Annotated in this window: 14 protein-coding genes; 10 read left to right on the top strand and 4 right to left on the bottom strand. The window is 39.8% G+C overall.

Translation table 11 applies throughout. The features are described from left to right. Positions 1-70: 70 nt before the first annotated feature. The 4 genes from FZF08_RS18955 (at position 71) to FZF08_RS18970 (ending at position 4,357) form a co-directional block, all read left to right on the top strand. A complete protein-coding gene (locus FZF08_RS18955) occupies positions 71-1,009 on the top strand; it encodes an alpha/beta fold hydrolase (protein ID WP_159471615.1) in 939 nt (312 codons plus the stop codon). A 26-nt stretch (positions 1,010-1,035) separates the two neighbouring features. Next, the gene (locus FZF08_RS18960; protein WP_159471617.1) at positions 1,036-1,932 is read left to right on the top strand and encodes an NmrA family NAD(P)-binding protein; all 897 of its coding nucleotides are present in this window, start codon (positions 1,036-1,038) and stop codon (positions 1,930-1,932) included. Between the two features lie 188 nt (positions 1,933-2,120). Further along, positions 2,121-2,741 (top strand): dihydrofolate reductase family protein, encoded by a 621-nt coding sequence (locus FZF08_RS18965; RefSeq protein WP_159471619.1) that lies wholly within the window; start codon positions 2,121-2,123, stop codon positions 2,739-2,741. Between the two features lie 314 nt (positions 2,742-3,055). Then, entirely contained in the window at positions 3,056-4,357 is a 1,302-nt protein-coding gene (locus FZF08_RS18970; protein WP_159471621.1) for an OmpA family protein, read from the top strand. Between the two features lie 148 nt (positions 4,358-4,505). On the opposite strand, the gene FZF08_RS18975 is transcribed toward FZF08_RS18970, so the two are convergent. Beyond that, positions 4,506-8,336: a DUF748 domain-containing protein gene (locus tag FZF08_RS18975; RefSeq protein WP_159471623.1), complete on the bottom strand. Its 3,831-nt coding sequence runs from the start codon at positions 8,334-8,336 to the stop codon at positions 4,506-4,508. A 583-nt stretch (positions 8,337-8,919) separates the two neighbouring features. On the opposite strand from FZF08_RS18975, the gene FZF08_RS18980 reads away from it, so the two are divergent. The 6 genes from FZF08_RS18980 (at position 8,920) to FZF08_RS19005 (ending at position 13,878) form a co-directional block, all read left to right on the top strand. Then, positions 8,920-9,129: a DUF6965 family protein gene (locus FZF08_RS18980; RefSeq protein WP_159471625.1), complete on the top strand. Its 210-nt coding sequence runs from the start codon at positions 8,920-8,922 to the stop codon at positions 9,127-9,129. A gap of 180 nt (positions 9,130-9,309) precedes the next feature. Further along, the gene (locus FZF08_RS18985) at positions 9,310-9,891 is read left to right on the top strand and encodes a WD40 repeat domain-containing protein (protein ID WP_159471627.1); all 582 of its coding nucleotides are present in this window, start codon (positions 9,310-9,312) and stop codon (positions 9,889-9,891) included. 140 nt (positions 9,892-10,031) lie between these two features. Beyond that, positions 10,032-11,207, top strand: a complete 1,176-nt coding sequence (locus FZF08_RS18990; RefSeq protein ID WP_159471629.1) for a serine hydrolase — start codon at positions 10,032-10,034, stop codon at positions 11,205-11,207. Positions 11,208-11,363: 156 nt separating this feature from the next. Further along, a complete protein-coding gene (locus FZF08_RS18995) occupies positions 11,364-12,626 on the top strand; it encodes a M48 family metallopeptidase (protein ID WP_159471631.1) in 1,263 nt (420 codons plus the stop codon). Between the two features lie 360 nt (positions 12,627-12,986). Next, entirely contained in the window at positions 12,987-13,652 is a 666-nt protein-coding gene (locus FZF08_RS32080; RefSeq protein WP_159471633.1) for a DUF2975 domain-containing protein, read from the top strand. Between the two features lie 4 nt (positions 13,653-13,656). Continuing rightward, positions 13,657-13,878: a helix-turn-helix transcriptional regulator gene (locus tag FZF08_RS19005; RefSeq protein ID WP_159471635.1), complete on the top strand. Its 222-nt coding sequence runs from the start codon at positions 13,657-13,659 to the stop codon at positions 13,876-13,878. Positions 13,879-14,164: 286 nt separating this feature from the next. Here FZF08_RS19005 and FZF08_RS19010 read toward each other — a convergent pair whose 3' ends face one another. The 3 genes from FZF08_RS19010 to FZF08_RS19020 all read right to left on the bottom strand — a co-directional run bounded on the left by FZF08_RS19010 (position 14,165) and on the right by FZF08_RS19020 (position 17,378). After that, a complete protein-coding gene (locus FZF08_RS19010) occupies positions 14,165-14,569 on the bottom strand; it encodes a nucleotidyl transferase AbiEii/AbiGii toxin family protein (RefSeq protein WP_159471637.1) in 405 nt (134 codons plus the stop codon). Further along, complete coding sequence (locus tag FZF08_RS19015) at positions 14,479-14,853, bottom strand: hypothetical protein (protein ID WP_200837129.1); 375 nt, start codon at positions 14,851-14,853, stop codon at positions 14,479-14,481. The genes FZF08_RS19010 and FZF08_RS19015 overlap by 91 nt, the downstream gene beginning before the upstream one ends. Positions 14,854-14,975: 122 nt before the next feature. Continuing rightward, a complete protein-coding gene (locus FZF08_RS19020) occupies positions 14,976-17,378 on the bottom strand; it encodes an outer membrane beta-barrel family protein (RefSeq protein WP_200837130.1) in 2,403 nt (800 codons plus the stop codon). Between the last annotated feature and the right edge of the window lie 13 nt (positions 17,379-17,391).

A 17,391-nucleotide genomic window follows, 5' to 3' on the forward strand; every position in this document is an offset into this window, starting at 1 on the left:
AATTTTCTACCATCTGGTAGTTTTGTCTTTTTAATCGCGTTTTACCTTTGAGTCTCTAAAAATTACAGCAATGACTCATACAAAAGACAATACAACGGTATCCTGCAATCCTTATTCTGATGAGGAATTAATTAAACGTTTACCCGGTTTCACCAATCATTATGCAACTGTTAACGGTGTAACACTACATTACGTAGACGGCGGCAGCGGCACGCCTCTGATATGTTTGCCCGGCTGGCCCCAAACCTGGTATTCTTATCACCCTGTTGCGCTGGATCTTGCAAAATTATACCGGGTAATTATCATTGATATAAGAGGAATGGGTAGTTCCGAAAAACCTGAGTCTGGCTACGACAAGAGGACAATGGCTACGGATGTTCTGGCGCTTATTCAGCTACTTGGGCTTACAAAAATTCATGTCATGGGTCACGATATAGGCGGCATGGTTGCCATGAGTTTTGCTTTTAACTTTCCCGGATTCACTGAAAAACTAATTATTTTAGATGGTTCTCATCCAAGCGAAGGCATGTTGCAAATGCCGTTGATTCCATTTCCGGGAACATTTAACGAAAAAATGGATGCGAATATGCCTTATGCATGGTGGATGGGATTTAACCAGGTAAAGGAATTACCGGAAAAAATATTAGAAGGGCGTTTTCAATATCTGCTGGACTGGCTTTTTCAGTATGTAATGATCGATGACAGTAAAATGACCACATTTGAAAGAGAGGTGTATGCTTACTTTTATAATGAGACAAATAGCATTAGGGCTTCTAATGGTTGGTATCAAACCTTTGCACAGGATATTGAAGATGCAAAAAACTATCAACAACTTACCATGCCCGTTTTAGGAATAGGTAGTTATGTTAGTTATAACTACATGAAGATGGGACTGCCATACGTAGCAAAAGATGTAAATGTCATAGGAATTTTAGACAGTGGACATTACATGTTTGAAGAAAAGCCAGAACAAGTGGTTGACGCTGTTATCAACTTTTTAGCATCATAAATAAAACTCATATCAATAATTCAGAAATGAAAAAAGCGATTTTAGTAGCCGGTGCTACCGGTAATTTGGGAAATAAAATTTGCAGGGAACTAATAAAAAGAAACGCAGTCGTAAGTGCCATAGTCCGAACGTCCGCCGACCCTGAAAAAATAGAAACTCTTACAAAAATGGGTGTAAGGATACTTGAAGTAGATTTAAACAACACGGAAGAAATAACGAAAGCACTTGCAGGTATAAATTGCGTGGTTTCCGCACTGGCAGGCCTTGGTGAGGTTATTGTTGATTTACAAAAACGAATTTTGGACGGTTCCCTTCAAGCTGGTGTTCAAAGATTTATCCCATCCGACTTTTGTACAGATTACAATGCTTTGGTGCCGGGGGAAAACAGGAATTTTGATTTGAGAAGACAATTTAAAGAATACCTGGATAGCACTTCAATAAAAGCATCTTCTATTTTTAATGGTGCTTTTGCGGATATTCTAAAATACAATACACCGGTGTTAAATTTAAAAGACAAGAGCATTGGCTACTGGGGAGAAAAAGCAGACTGGAAACTGGATTTTACCACCATGAATGATACCGCTGCCTTTACAGCCGAGGTGGCTTTGGACGACAACGCACCCAGAGAATTACAGATTGCAAGTTTCCAGATCAGCCCCAATATGTTATGGAATGATGTGAAAGAAACAACCGGCCAGGAATTTAGGATACACCAGCTTTCCAGTCTTGAAGATTTTGCCAAATTTATCAAAAAACAAAGATCCGAAAACCCGGCTGGAGAAAATGAGTTATATGCCAAATGGCAGCAAAGCCAATATATGTATTCGATGTTCTCGACGCAGCACAATCATCTGGCCAATGAACGTTATGAAAGCCTTATCTGGACAACAGGCTCAGCATATATAAAGTCATTTGTCAAATAAAGTAAAAGTGAAGAGCTTATGTAATGGGCTACCCGACCCCTCAATATCCTGCCTAAAATTGAAAAATTATGCTGATTGTCGTATTTGACCTGTTGAATAGTCGGATTTGCACCTCACTTGTTTGAGACGATTTTTCTAAACTTGCATCATCAACCAGAACAGGTCAAAAACCTTTAATCTCAAATTCCATGAGAAGGATTATCATAAATGAATTCATGTCAATGGACGGCGTGATACAGGGGCCGGGTGGTCCTGAGGAAGACACAACAAATGGCTTTGAGCTCGGTGGCTGGTCCGCCACACAATGGGACGATATCATGCTGAAGCTGATGGATGAGCAAATGCAGCTGGATTATGATCTTTTACTGGGGCGTTTCACCTATGACATATGGGCACCCTATTGGCCGTCACAAAAAGGTCCGATTGCGGAAAAATTCAATGCCATCAAAAAGTATGTCGCCACGCAAACGCTTAAAGAGGCTAACTGGAATGGTACTATTTTGTTGAACGAGGACACCATCGAACAAGTAAAAGCCCTAAAAAACAGTGATGGTACCGACCTGCAAATGTGGGGCAGCGCCGATTTTATCCAGTCCCTGCTGGAAAACTGTCTGATTGATCAGATGAATATCTGGATCTTTCCAGTGATTTTGGGTAAGGGAAAAAAACTTTTCAAAGAGGGCACCGTTCCTGGCAATTTTAAATTGACCAGACACACCGTATCAACGACCGGTGTGATCATAACCACCTACGAACCAAATGGCAAAGTGCCGATCGGCCACGCCGGAGAAGCTTCGGTTGAGAGATAATGATGGCAACAGGAAAATCTGCTCTGATTGAAACTTGCCTGTGCTGGAAACAATGCAATAGCAAATACTGATTTAGTATACTTAGCAGCAATCATGATAAATATTTCATTTTCAAAACTTTAAATAAGAAAATCGGAATGAAAATATTGAGAATTACCTCCCATTTATTATTTCCCTGATCGACTGAATGTTAAATTAATGCTGTTTATTTTGATTTTATTTGGTATTTCTGTCAATTTTAATCTGTTTTACCCCTAAACATACTTGTGTACCGAGTCTGTTATGACTGTGGAATGAATTCTATTGATTTGAAAATGAAAAAAATTGTGTTGTTTTTAATGGCCAGTGCCCTTTCCGCTCCTGGCAATGCTCAGCTTCTGGACAGGTTTAGAAATAAGGTAGAACAAAAAGTGGGGGAGAAAATTGATGAGTCAATAGACAAGGCAACTCAAAAAAAGAAACCAAAAGAAAGCAGTCCCCTGGAAAATTCAACCGGGCAAAGCAGTTCAACCCAGCATACAGAAAATACCCCGCCCGAAAAGGACCAGCAGGGACCAGACTCCCAGTCAGCGGAGATCCAGGATATTAACTCCTACTCCAAATTTGACTTTATCGCCGGGGAGAAAATTATAATCCATGAAGATTTTTCTCAGGAAAACATTGGTGATTTCCCTACCCAGTGGAATACCCGCTCGTCGGCAGAAGTTGTTACGATAAACAACCGGGAAGGAAAATGGCTTCGCATGGCTCAAACAGGCGTCTTTTATCCTGAATATCTAATCTCTGACTTGCCTGAGAACTTTACAGTTCAACTCGAATTGTTGACCAACAAGCAAATAGCAGGTATCGGCCAATGGATGATTACGCTTCTTCAGGTCAAAAACCCTATAGAGAATTTCAAGCTGGGAGCAGAAATGGATCTGTCGGACGTTGCCAATTTCAAATTAAATCTGCAACCTGCCTCCTCTAAAGGACAGATGCATTATTCAACAAACCTGATTGGCAGCCAGTATAAATCCGGAATACCTGAATTTCATACGCCCGATAAATCATCAGTGAAAATTTCAATCTGGCGCCAAAAACAGCGTATACGTGTATATTTTGACAGTACCAAAGTACTGGATCTGCCCCGGGCCCTTGATGCAAATGCGATACTTAATTCAATGGTGTTTTCAGCAAGTAATCCCGAATATGATAATAAAGACGGTGCTTTTTTCATGAGCAATATACAGTTGGCAGTTGGTGCGCCTAACCTTCGAAACAAGCTCTTAAAAGAAGGAAAATTCAGCACAAACGGAATTTTGTTCGATGTTAACAGTGACCAGATTAAACCGCAGTCTTACGGCAGTTTACAAGATATTGCCCAGCTTTTAAAGGAAAACAGCACAATTCGCGTCAGTGTTATTGGCCATACAGATGCAGACGGAAATGAGGATACCAACCTGGAACTGTCCAGGCGCCGTTCGGCTGCGGTAGTAAAAGCGCTTACATCAAACTTTGGAATTGACGCATCCCGACTGCAAAGTGACGGAAAAGGTAAATCTGAACCATTAGATACCAATGATACCTCAGCAGGAAAGGCCAACAACCGACGCGTAGAGTTTATAAAGTTATAACTTACACGATGCTAAAAAACAGCTTGTGTAGCAAATTTAGCAATTTGTTGCACAATTTATTTTTCAGAAAAAAACATATCGCCATGGCATTTTAGCAACTTAATGACCTGATAGTACCTATGCTCATTGTCAGTAGGCGTAACATCTTTTACAAAGGCAGTACTGCATTCTTAGGCACTTCCTGAATTTTCCTTTTATACTGCTTCCTGAAAATGAAATTTGTGATCGGTGCAATACTGCTTGCGCATCCGCTAACTACCATTCTCAGAAAATACACAATAACCGGTTTTTGTCTGTTTCTAACAAAAATAAAAGTAGCTTCCCTTTTCTTGTTTTTGTTTCGTATAGCAATTTCGTTGGCAAGAAACCCAATCAGCCTGGTGCGAAATTGCTGCCGGTCAACATTCCCCGAATCAAGCAAATCCGCTTTAAGATGATGATAACGTAAATCCATAGTTCCTTTTGAAACATAGTCATTACCGATTGCAGTCATGCGCATGGAATCAAGATAACCGGATCTGACCCGGACAGAAAGCATCGGGGGAAGAAAAGGATTAAGCGCTGTGAGCTTTCCCGGGCCAAGTTCAATAGCAAGCCGAAGACCGCTCAAGGTATCCTGGTAAGACTGGCTCATCTCCACTTGCAGCTTCATTTCATCCAAAAACATAGCCGAAACCTTCACCTGCAAACTATCCGGATCCGATGTCGGATGCGCATACACATTGCTGATAAGGGCCTGGACAGATGAAAAATTGACACTTCCCGTATCTTTCGAAACCGGATTTAGTTCCGTATAATGCACATGGGCATTACGAAGCTGTACCTGATCAATGTGAAATGGAAAACCTATTTTAGCCAAAGCTGCTATCGGTAAAGGCTGAATCGCCGGCGGACCGAACTTTTTCATTTTGTCTGCATAAATTGTCATTGCCGCATTTTCAATTTCTACTAAAGACATTTGAAAACCCTCCTTTTGGAGCTCCAGGCCGTTCACCAGTATTTCACCGGTTTTGGTTGTCATATAAATTTTACGGTACACCCTACCGGCATAAAAGTCAGATCTGCTTACTGCCGGATGAAATGAAAACGAATGCAACCTGCCCTCATGCTTTATTCCGTCAAAACGTAGCTGACCTAACCCCAGGAAAATCTTTTCTGTTTGCAGATCCAATGAATCCAATTGCAGATGCGCCGCTGATCGGTTGACAAACCAGGGCAGCCCCTCTTGAAGATCAGTTTGACTAGCCGTTATATCTTGAACCTTAACTTTCTCCAAATACAACCGGGTATGCTTTTGAATGCTGTTCCTTGTAAAAACTATATGGTCAGTTTCCAGGTTATCAAGCTTTACATCCCATTTCCCAGGGCCGGGATGATATGCAAAATGATGCAGTTGAGCTGATAAACCACCATCTGCTTCTATTTGGTCGCTATTGTTTTTACCAAGCAAAATAGTACTGGCATCAAAACTGATACCGTCAGCCAAAATGGAGCTGTCCGTTTCGGTCGCAATACTTTTAGCAGAAATGAAAATATGCTTAATCCATGTGCTGTCTCCTGCCAGCCCAGCCTGAAAATAACCATCTTTAACTGTAAATTTATTAATATCAAATTTAGGTAAAACAGCTGATTTTATTGCGTTAGTACCCTTTCGTTTCTGAACAAACAAAGCTACACTTGGCTGATTTATGCTCACTGAATCAAACGTTAGTTTTTTGGTCAGAAGCGTCCGCTCCAGATAAGGTTTGAAGCTCAGAACCGGAACATTGACTAGTAAACTATCTGCAGGATTCTGACGGCTAAAAGTGATATCTCGAACCGTTGAATTTTCCTTATCGCGTATATAAAAAGTGCCCAGCTGCAAAACCCCTTGCGGTGTATCGATAATAGCACTTGTACCCATCGCCCGCAGGCCTTCGGTTTGCAGCGAGCTTCCTTTTTCCCGCGAAATTCTATTGGCAGAAAGATTTTCCAGATTGACTTCGCCCTTTACTCCTTTTCCGGTAAAATTAACCTTTGTATTATTTCCACTCATTTGTTCAATAAAAAACCAGAGCGTCCGGTTTGACTTTGTTTGTATTACCACCCCGGAACCGGCCGCATCTATGGAAACAGAGCCTTCCTCCCACTGTAATCTACTGATGTCAAGCTGATTGTTTTCAAAAGCAAAATCCTGAACTTCCACCTTCTTAAAGGTTCCGCCGATATCGCCATTTTTTGTATCAACTCTTACACTGTCAAAAACCAATTTTTGCCCAATTTCATTAAATACAGAAGGGCCCGTGATAACAATCACGGAAGGCGTTGTGACAGCCGCCTTTGCAAACGATAATTGTCTGACAGACCTTACCAGTTCTCCGGGAGATCTGGCCTTTCCAAGCTTACCGACATGAATACTCAGATTCAGGTTTTGAAGTCGTAATTCCAGGGTGCTGCCTCGTTTTAAACTAACATCACCATTAATAATCCTCAGTTTTTCGAGATCGATAATCTTATCCATCAACGACAGATTTTGATATATCGATCTTTTGGCTTTGGCCGCGGGCATTGAAGTCAAAAGGACGTTCTGCTCAGACCGAAGAATTGGCCGGTACATTACCGCATCATATGCTTTGAAATTATTGTGAAAAATAAAAGCGAGCCAGTCCATCCCAGTGATCTCAAAACGGGGTATGATATAATCCCGGAAAACCTTGTTTCGCCCGTTACGGGGAGTTGAAGCAACCAGATTGTGAAGGACAATTTTATCATTTACGAATTGAAGACTGTCAAACTTCAACTGAAGTAAACTATCAGGGAGAAATCCGGTGTAGTTTCGTACCGTATAGTGGAAACCGCCAATATTAAGTTCTTTTTTCAAGGCATCATTCAGGCGAAAACCGGAAATACTTATGTTGTCGTTGGCCGCAGAAAATCGAGTTATTTTACCTCCCTGATGCAAATTCATAGCCAATGCGCCATGCTGCATAACAACATGACCGATATTAAATCCAACCGGCAATTGATTCAAGGTACTGTCGAATAAGGCTTTTTTATCGTTTCCAGCTATATCCGGTGCCCTGCTTCCGACAAAAATCTCCGAAGCAATAAATGGATTTTCGAGAAAAACAGAATCGGCCTTTACCAATTGTTTTTGGTATAGGAGATTAAAATCCAAACCAAGAATACTAAGTTTCCCAGCTCTGATATCGGTGCTATTTCGTTGATTAAGGGATGGAAAAATACGAACTGCCGCTCCTGAAAGCCTTACAACCTTTTCTTTTGAATCGATCAGAAGTTCTTTAAAGGAAATATTGCTCTTGTTATCGGGAAACATTATTTTCTGATCAGCGATGCGGAGCAAAACCCTTTCAGAGAAAATAAATTGGGAAGTATCTGTTGTGTGTGCCGCACCGATCTTCAATTTATTAATAGAAAAATGAATATGGCTCAATACAAGCGGGGGTTTGGAGGCGTCGTACTCATTTTTTACAATAAGCTTCCCTTCATTGATCTTAAACAACTGAAGATTAAGCACATTGAGGGATTTGTAGATGGAGCTGTATAATTTTTCCAGATCTTCCAGCAAATCAATTTTATTGGTACTATCTGTTTGTGATTTTACCCTTTTGCCAATTATAATTTCAGGGCTATTGAAAACGATCGAATCAATCAGCAGTTGTCTGTGAACAAACAGATCCCATCTTGAACGTGTCCGAAAATGGAAATCTTTAACATTAAACCTGTAACTAGTTGATTGTTTTGAATCGTTGACTGTAAAAATGCTGATTCCCCGGATGTGGATCGCATTGTGAAAATAGTTGGTTTCGATTTTTCCAATGGTACATTTCAGCTTTCCGCTGGAACCCCAGCTGACGAGTTGCTCAATTGTTCTTTCAGAATTGTATTTGAACCAAAAGTGAATACATAACAGTATAATAGCAAAAAAAGCAATGCTAAATCCTGCAAATCTGAATATATTTTTGAAAAGGTGTTTCATTAAAATACCGGCATAACCCAAAATGAACCCACTTGATTTCCGGAATGCAATTCCTCTTACGACTTATAACCAATTTTACTGAAAATAAATCCAAACGCTGGCTTTTGAAAGCGGGATAATAATAGCATGGCGTAATGCATATAGTTAATTTTAGAGATGCATTCGTGCATAATCCAGCGAAAAGTTATACAACAACGCCATTTCTGAACTAATGGTTACAAACTATTTTTTTGAAGTTTACACTGGTTCCGAAACCCGGAATTCCCATCCTGCCGACTTTGTTGTAATCAGTGAAACGCTGCCACAAAAAAGAAGGCTGTATTTTGCCGTGCAGGTCAGGGATTTACTACCGATGCTTTTTATAAAAAATTTTATGGCATCACGGAATAATCATACCTTATTTACCAGATGTAAATTATCACTTGATTAGCAGGTATATTTTAAAAAAAAGGATGCCACTTGTTATCCGGATTGCGGTATGGTTACTACAATTTAGGGCATACATTGAAACTTTAAAGTATCTCTGATGCGTTTCCCGGTTAAATTGAATCAAAGAAGCATACCATTTTTACTATCCAATATAATGAGCATTCAAGAACTTGAAAATTACTTTGCAACCGTGAAACTGCCCGAAAATCCGGTTAAAATCAACGGTTACGCTACTATTGAAGAATCCGATGTTTTTGTGGCTGCACAACTGGCTATCATTACAAGAGAAGCGGAAACCTATCAAAAAACAAGTGCATATTTAAGACTATTGGAATTTAAACAGTGGCTGGAAAATCAGCCCTGAGAGTCTGATTCAGTTGAAACACAAAGGATAAATTACCTCTGCACTGAATAAAGGCTGCCAATTAATAATAGCATTATTAAATTCATATCGATTATAGGGAAAATTAAATTCCCGGATTTACATAGGGGTTGATTTATTTATAATTGTCATCAGCAGGAGAGCTAAATCCATCTGCAAGCTATGAATGTTAAAATCCGGAATAAAAATTTACTATACGCCATTTTTTGCCTGATTCTACTGGTTTCATGCCAGGCAACAAAACCAACACTTCAGAGCAAATTAATTAACGAAACGCCGTCTTCAGTGGTATTCTCTCCCGATGGCAGGCTGATTGCTGCTGGTGTGTGGGGCGGAGTGAGAGTCTGGAATCTGACTTTGGAGAGCTTCAAAGATTATCCCGCCAAAGTAAGAAATGAAACCCCGGTGCACGTGAGCTTTTCTCCGGATGGTACCAAGGTTGCGGCAGGAATCTGGGGTGCAGTAAGGGTCTGGAAACTTAATTCAACCGATTTTACCGATTATCCCAATAAGGTCAGGAATGATACAGCTGCAAGAGTTTACTTTTCTCCCGACGGAAAATGGATTGCAGCAGGTGTTTTTGGCGCAGTACGTGTGTGGAATCTTGACGGTGGCGCCTTCAAGGATTATCCTTTAAAAATTATAAACGAAACACCAGGAGTTCTGGCAATTTCTCCCGATGGAAAAGTCATTGCAACAGGCACATTTGGTGGTGTTATGAAATGGGATATTGTGCCATTTTGAAGAATGCACCATTGCTAAACTTATTTTTATAGGTAATTTAACATGATACTAAGTTATAATTAAATGAAAATCATATAGTTGTATAGTTTAGTATTAGCTTTATCAATTGCAAAAATTACATTTCCAAAACAAGCCTCCGCATGAAATTACGAATACTGATCTCGATCCTTTTACTTCTTCCTTTGTGGTCGTGTCAGGATAAAAAGAAACTACCAAACCTGCTTGAAAGTATCCGGTCCGTAGAGAGGAATTTATGTAAGAAGGGGTATGAGTCCGGCGATTCACTCTGGAACATACAGGAACGTATGAAGTTTTATGGCGTTCCGGCGGTGAGTATTGCGGTGATTCGGGACAATAAAATTTTCTGGTCCAGAGCATACGGTATCCTTGATAAAGAAAGCAAGGAATCGGCAAGTGTCCATACACTTTTCCAGGCCGGTTCTATCAGTAAACCGGTTGCCGCGTATGGTGCACTTTCTGAGGTATTAAAAGGTAAAATCAATTTGGATGAAAATGTAAATACCTACCTGACTTCCTGGAAGCTCCCCGACAATCAATTTACAAAAGAAAAAAAAGTAACCTTAAAACATTTGCTAAGCCACACCGGAGGAATTACAGTGCACGGATTTTTAGGATACAGTCCCGACTTGCCCGTGCCCACGCTATTGCAAGTTCTAAACGGCGAGCCTCCAGCCAATAGTCCAGCCATTCGGGTAGATAAAATTCCCGGAAAAGAGTGGCGTTATTCCGGTGGAGGTTACACAATCATGCAGCAAATGCTGATTGATATTGAAAAAAAACCTTTTCCTGCTGTGATGAAAAGTCGGGTTTTAGATCCATTACAAATGAAAAATAGCACCTATGATCAACCTTTGCCATCTGACAAATTAAAACTAGCCGCAACGGGATATTTGCCGGACGGAACAATGACCAAGGGAAAACGCCATACCTATCCTGAAATGGCCGCGGCCGGACTATGGACAACGTCTGATGATCTTGCCAGATTTGCAATTGATATACAACTTACCTTGCAGGGGGAAGGTAGTAAAGTATTATCAAAAACTGCTGCTGAACAAATGCTGACACCAGTTTTGGGAACTTACGGCCTTGGTTTGGATATTCTAAAAACGGGCGGTGATATTTATTTTCAACACGGCGGCTGGGACGAAGGATTTTCGAGCCACCTCATTGCGCATAAAGAAAAAGGATACGGCGTTGTGGTGCTGACCAATTCCAATCATCCGGATTTCATCAGTGAATTAATCCGCTCGGTAGCACTTACAGAACAATGGGACAATTATTTACCTAATAATTAAAAAACCCGTGTAGAATCTACCCGACCAAATGCCGATCTTCAATAAAGAAATAACCTTTTAGGTAAATTCAGTAAGCTTTTTTTGGTCCGAAAGTCAATATTTCCTTTTAAAATGGAAAATAATGATTCACTTTGTAAGACCATCCAATAGCTTGAAATGAATAAAACATTACTTTTTTTTCTTTTACTAATCAACTCCCACCTTTTACCGGCTCAGTCAACGACCACGGTCTTAAAAGAAAAAAGCCTGATTAAGGGGCAAACGATTTATCTTAATAGTAAGGCAAGACTTGGTGGAAAAAACCGCCTGGTAATCCCCATTCAGCTTCCTCCAAATACGGTAGCATGGTATTATTCCTTCGCTACGGTCACAACCAGTAATGAGAAACAGCGCGTGCAAAGTTCGGGGCTGGAAATACAGATCGCCCGGCTTATTTCTGATGGCGCGCTAAGTTTGATCGGAGCTGGCCTGGTTACCAATGTTGTTGCCCAGCTCATTAAACCCTCAGGAAGCGGATCGGTAGATATTTATCTGACAGATGCTAACGGATTAAAACAATTTGAGAAAACGGATCTTGTTGGCATGTACAGCTACAATGTTCCGGTTTTTTACAAAGAAGGAACGGCTCAAAATAGTCGTAATGGGATTTTTCAGATACCCATTGTCCGGAAAGATCTTTCCCTTTGTCTGAGAAATCCAAGTGTGACGGAAGGTGTTGCCGTTTCGCTGGACGTGGTTGCCATTGTTTCGAGTAAAGAATATCGGGAAATCTGGTCCTCAAAAAATACAGAAACCCTTTACAATGACTGTTTGTCAAAGTTCAGTATTAAAGATGCTTCGAGCGAAAAAATTTGTGATTGTGCCAAAAACCAGATCAAAACAGGTTACCTGCCTTCGGCATTTGTTAATCTTTCAAACCCGGAAAAGGATAAAATTATCAGAAACAATATAAAAAGCTGCACTCAGAAAATGGGGTCTGACGTTTTGCCGGACAAGGAAATCCGCATCAATGAAATCTTTCAGTTGATCAAAGGACAAAAAATCACGAAAGATTTACAGGGACTAAATGTCTCTTATAACGAGTTGATCTCCTTAGGCGTAACAACACCACAAGTTTATAATGGATTAGCTTTTACCCTACTTTGTCAGCAGGCAAATGAGGAAGCGAAGAAAAATATAACGCTTGGACTTGGTAAAGATTCACAGGACCTGTACCTGCTGGAAAACCTGGGGAATTATTATTTATTGACCGGCAAATATGATCTGGCCATGGAAATATACCGCAAGTATAAAAACGAAAAACTGCCGGATAAACGAAAATTCAAGGAAAATCTGGCTCAAAGTCTTAAAGAATTTGAAAGATCTGGAATCAAAAATTTAAATTTTGATAAGGTGAGAAAAGAGCTGAAATTGAAATAGATTGATCGCCACGAAGCAGATACAACTGCCTGATTTTTCAGATAGTATCCAAGACAAAAAACCTACCAGCACGAGCTGAACAAATCGCATTGCGTTCGATGTGGATATTTCATGTCAATTTCTGCATGGTTTATACCCTAGGAACACTTTTTCTTATACTATTTTTCCTCTTGATCTTGAAAATACATCACTTAAATAGCTGATAATTAAATATTTACATGGTATTCAAGATCCATTTTTCAGGCCTTCATCTAAATAAATATACATATTCAATAAATATTAATTAATTTTCAACTAATATTTATTGAATATCAATAAATATTAGTTTTCTTTGTGTTGTTAATCTAAATTTTCAAGCACATGAAAAATAAGTCAATCATATGGGTATTCCCATTCGTCAAGAGACTGGTTAGCCTTTTGTATTATTTCGTTTTAACTGCATTACTTCTTTTCACCCTTTTGTGTGGTCTGAAATTGCTGGGCATCCAAATCCATAATATTTCGTTTCAATCCGAAAACGTTTCGTTCGGAGATGAGCCCTCAGGCTATATCTCTCTACCAGTAACCTTTGGCCCAATTAGCGACAAAACATTTATTTCTTCAACACAACCTTTCATTTACCTAAAGCCTCACAATCTTACGAGTCAATTACAGGTGCCGATTCGATCAACATCCGGTATCCTCATGATTTCACTCGGGCTGGTTAGCTTAATCTCGGTGGCTTGGACTTTGTTTCTACTACGGCGCATATTTATGACTTTACAACCCCAATCTCCCTTTCATGAGCGTAATACCCGACGGATTACGATCATGGGGTTACTCTTTTTAGGACAGACATTTATAGAAATTTTACTTAAACTTATCCTTTTAAACCAGACCAAACCTTTCTTCAAGGGAATTAACCTGGATTATCCTATGGATATCAGATTAGACGGGCCCTGGCTACTGGGTTTAATTCTACTAGCCTTAGCTCAAGTCTATCAGCGAGGTATTGACCTTCAGCTTGAAAACGACTTAACCATCTGATAAAATGGCAATTATTGTAAACCTGGATGTCATGATGGCGAAACGTAAAATATCACTTTCTGAATTGGCTCAAAAAGTAGATATCACCTTGTCCAACCTGTCTATCCTGAAAACGGGTAAAGCCAAAGCGATTCGATTCAGTACATTAGAGGCTATCTGTCAAGCTCTTGCTTGTAAACCCGGAGATATACTGGATTATAAAGATGACCTTGAAACTACCCCATGATAACCCAGCGATTAGTTTTTAAATCAATAAAGCCAAAGGGTGCAGTTGATGTGGATTCTTTTGGGGTCCTAAACAAATAGTCGGTTCCTGAGAATTAAATTCTAATTGTTTCATTATAATATTAATCACTAAGGCAAGCGTAAGAGGAATTGTCAATGGCCTGAACTACGGATTTTCAAGCAGACGATCTGACGAAATATGGCTTTTTGCCATTGACAACTCCTGCGCGTTTTATGATTCAACAGACGGTATCGTCTTTTTTAAGCGGAATCAGGTCAGGAACCTTTTAAAGGTTATCACTAAACTTAAATAGAGCCTCTTCAATATCTTCCTTGATGAATTCCCAGTATTTACCTCTCAAACAAATCGGGTCAAAATCATTATCCGCACTTCTAAAATCTGAGAAATTTTCAATAATCATGTCTTTGTCATGACTATATTGATATCTAAGCTTATGAAGCTCCAACATAGTCTTTATGTCATAATGAGAAAGTAGCTCATGTAAATCCCAAAAATCCTTTTTCCGCCCACCACGCTGCACAACATCAATTTTCATAGCAATAATTTCCTCAATAGTAATCATCCTGATCGTATCTTGTTTTACAGAAGGTTGTATAAATGGATCGGTATAGTAGATATCCAGCTTAATTGTATTATCCCAAGATGTACCAACAGTATAGGATTTTCCCATTCCAGGCAGGGTGTATTATGCTCCTGCTTTTTCTTTTCTTCCTTTATTTCATAATGAGCCTGCAAAAAAACAAAGGTCCCTTCTTCCAATTGTAATTCTTTTTCAATTTTTAGAGCGAGTGCAGTATTCAGATTTCTCTTGCCCTTGGTGATTGCATTGAAAGTCTGCGGATGTTCAGCAATCGATAGCGCAAAAGGTCGCTGTTTAAGCGATCGCTTTTTCAATTCCCTTTCAAGAACAATACCAGGGTGAATACCTTTATATTTTTCAAACTGCTTTTCCATAATCTAAATGTAAACAAATTTGCTTACATTTATTGTGCTTTCTATTTATCAAAACAGCAATTTTCGGTGATGATCGCCGAAAATTGCTGTTTTGATAAATAATATAAAAACTTAATAGCTCCCTACTCCCTATTCCCTCTCTTAGCCTGCCTCACGGACTGATTTCCCTTACCATTCAACCGATATAAAAACGTCAGTCTGTAACGTGCAGCATTCGGCCGGTTTATTTGCGTTTGCAAATAATTGGTCCCCGTCGTTGTTGTTTTAAAGTTCCGCAGATTGAACAGATTTGACACATCAAAAACAATCGTAGCTGCATTTTTTAGCAGGTTTTTGTTTACTCCAAAATCAATATTATGTACTGCCGCAGTATTTCTTTGCGCATTGCTTTGAGCTCCTGCAAAATTATAGCGAAACTGAAAACCCAGCTGATGGTCAAGTTTGATTTGTGCACTGACACGGCTGGTGACTGCATTACCCAGATAATCAAAATTGTGCTCCTGATAAAAGCCCTTTTGTTTAAATCTGTATGCATTTAATTCCGCATTAAGCTGTAAAAATTTCAGCGGATTGTACAAAACAGAAAGCTCCATTCCACTGCGGGTTTCACTGTCAATATTGACAGGAGAAGTAATAAAAATACCCTGCTCATTTCGGAAAGTGTAATCCAGAATGATACCGGAATTGTTCTGATAATAAACCGACGGATTGACTGTCAAAACATTTCCTGTTTTCAAAAATCCAAATTCAAACACATCCGCATAAGAAGGATTCAGTTCAGGATTACCCACATAGCGGGCATTAAAGTCAGTCAGTTCGTTGAAAGGGTATAACAGCTGAAGCGATGGCCGGTTTATTCTTTTACTATAATTTCCCTGAAAAGTTGCATTGGCGGAAAGTTGATATGTTAAATGCACCGTAGGAAAAAAACGTGTATAATTTCGCGACCGGTCATAAATATGATCCCGATCCTCGATTTCAATCCGGGTATATTCAGTCCGCATACCCAATTGATATGCCAGCTTTCCAACTTTACTTTTCAATTGAACATATCCACTTCCAATCAATTCATCATAAGTCAGCTCATTATCAATATTATCAATAATAGTCCATCGGTCTTCAATTTGCTGTTCAGCTTTGAACCGGGAGGTAATATTTCTTTTCTCTGCCTTTATCCCAAATTCCAGCACAGCATTGCTATCCAAGGGCTGGATAAGATCCGTTTGCAGCAAGAAGTCCTTACTCGACCCGATGGAACTTGTGCGAATAAACGCAAGAGATTGCTCGACCGGCATCAACTTTTTGGTGGACAGATTCCAATCTTTATCGCTATTCCAGAAATCATACTGCATATCAACCGTATACTTTTTCCCAGGACGGCTAAATAGTTTTGTATAGTTAAATTCCAATTGATTGTAGTCGCGTTTTTCCCAGGATTCACCATTTCGAAGCAGTGTACTATCGGTTTTTGTGTTATCCGAATACGCATAAAGCAGCGATGTTTTATCATGATCCTTGGTCGCATTTTTCAGAAAAGCGGCTGTAATTGTATTTTTGCTATTAAGCAGATAGTCCGCTCCAACATACAGAAGCCTTCCATCGTCATGGCGCTTTTCGTTTTGCCGCTGATTTAAAAAAGTACTCACGTCGTTGTCGTCTGTAACTTGTTTGGTCTTGTAAAGACCAACATAATCTGAAAAACGGATACCCAGCGTGGCGAACAGATTTACTTTATCCGACTTATAATTAAGGCTGGGACTGATTCTGTTATCATTGGGCATACCACCCACCAGGCGCAATTGCCCGCTAAAACCTGCTTTTCTGTTTTTCTTTAAAATAATATTGATGATTCCCGCAGAACCCGCCGCATCATACCGCGACGATGGATTCGTGATCACTTCAACGCGCTCAATCTGATCTGCCGGAATTTGTTCCAGGGCATTGGTCTGTGTAAGTCCGCTGCGCCGCCCGTTGATCAAAACCAAAACATTATTGTTTCCCCGCAAACTTATCGCTCCGGAAGGACTCACGCTGACAGATGGTACACCATTCAAAAGTTCTGTCGCCGAGCCTGTTTGTGACAATATATCTTTTCCTACTTCAAAAATCTTTTTGTCAAGTTCCAGACTTACCGATGCCTTTTGTCCCGTTACTGAAACTTCTTTTAATTGTATCAGATCCTGCTGCAACTTTACAGAACCCAAATCCACAGATTTGGCAAAATCTGTAATTTTCACAGATTTTGAAAATGTTTTGTAACCCACAAAACTGAGCTGGAATATTACTTCACCTTCCCCGGTATTGGCTAGTTCGAAATAACCTTTTTCATCCGTCACCGAAGCGACAAGAACTTTTGACGACTGATCTTTTATACTGACCGTCACAAAAGGCAATGGTGTTTTTGACAGTGAATCCACTGCAAAACCAAAAACAAGCCCCGAAGTTTTTGTTACAACCGGCTGCTGTGCCATACCTTCCAGGCAGCACAAAAATAGAAATAGGAAGAGTATATATCGTTTTTTCATGTGGCAAGTTTAG

It is taken from the genome of Dyadobacter sp. 3J3, assembly GCF_009801115.1.
In the GTDB taxonomy this organism is placed as follows: domain Bacteria; phylum Bacteroidota; class Bacteroidia; order Cytophagales; family Spirosomataceae; genus Dyadobacter.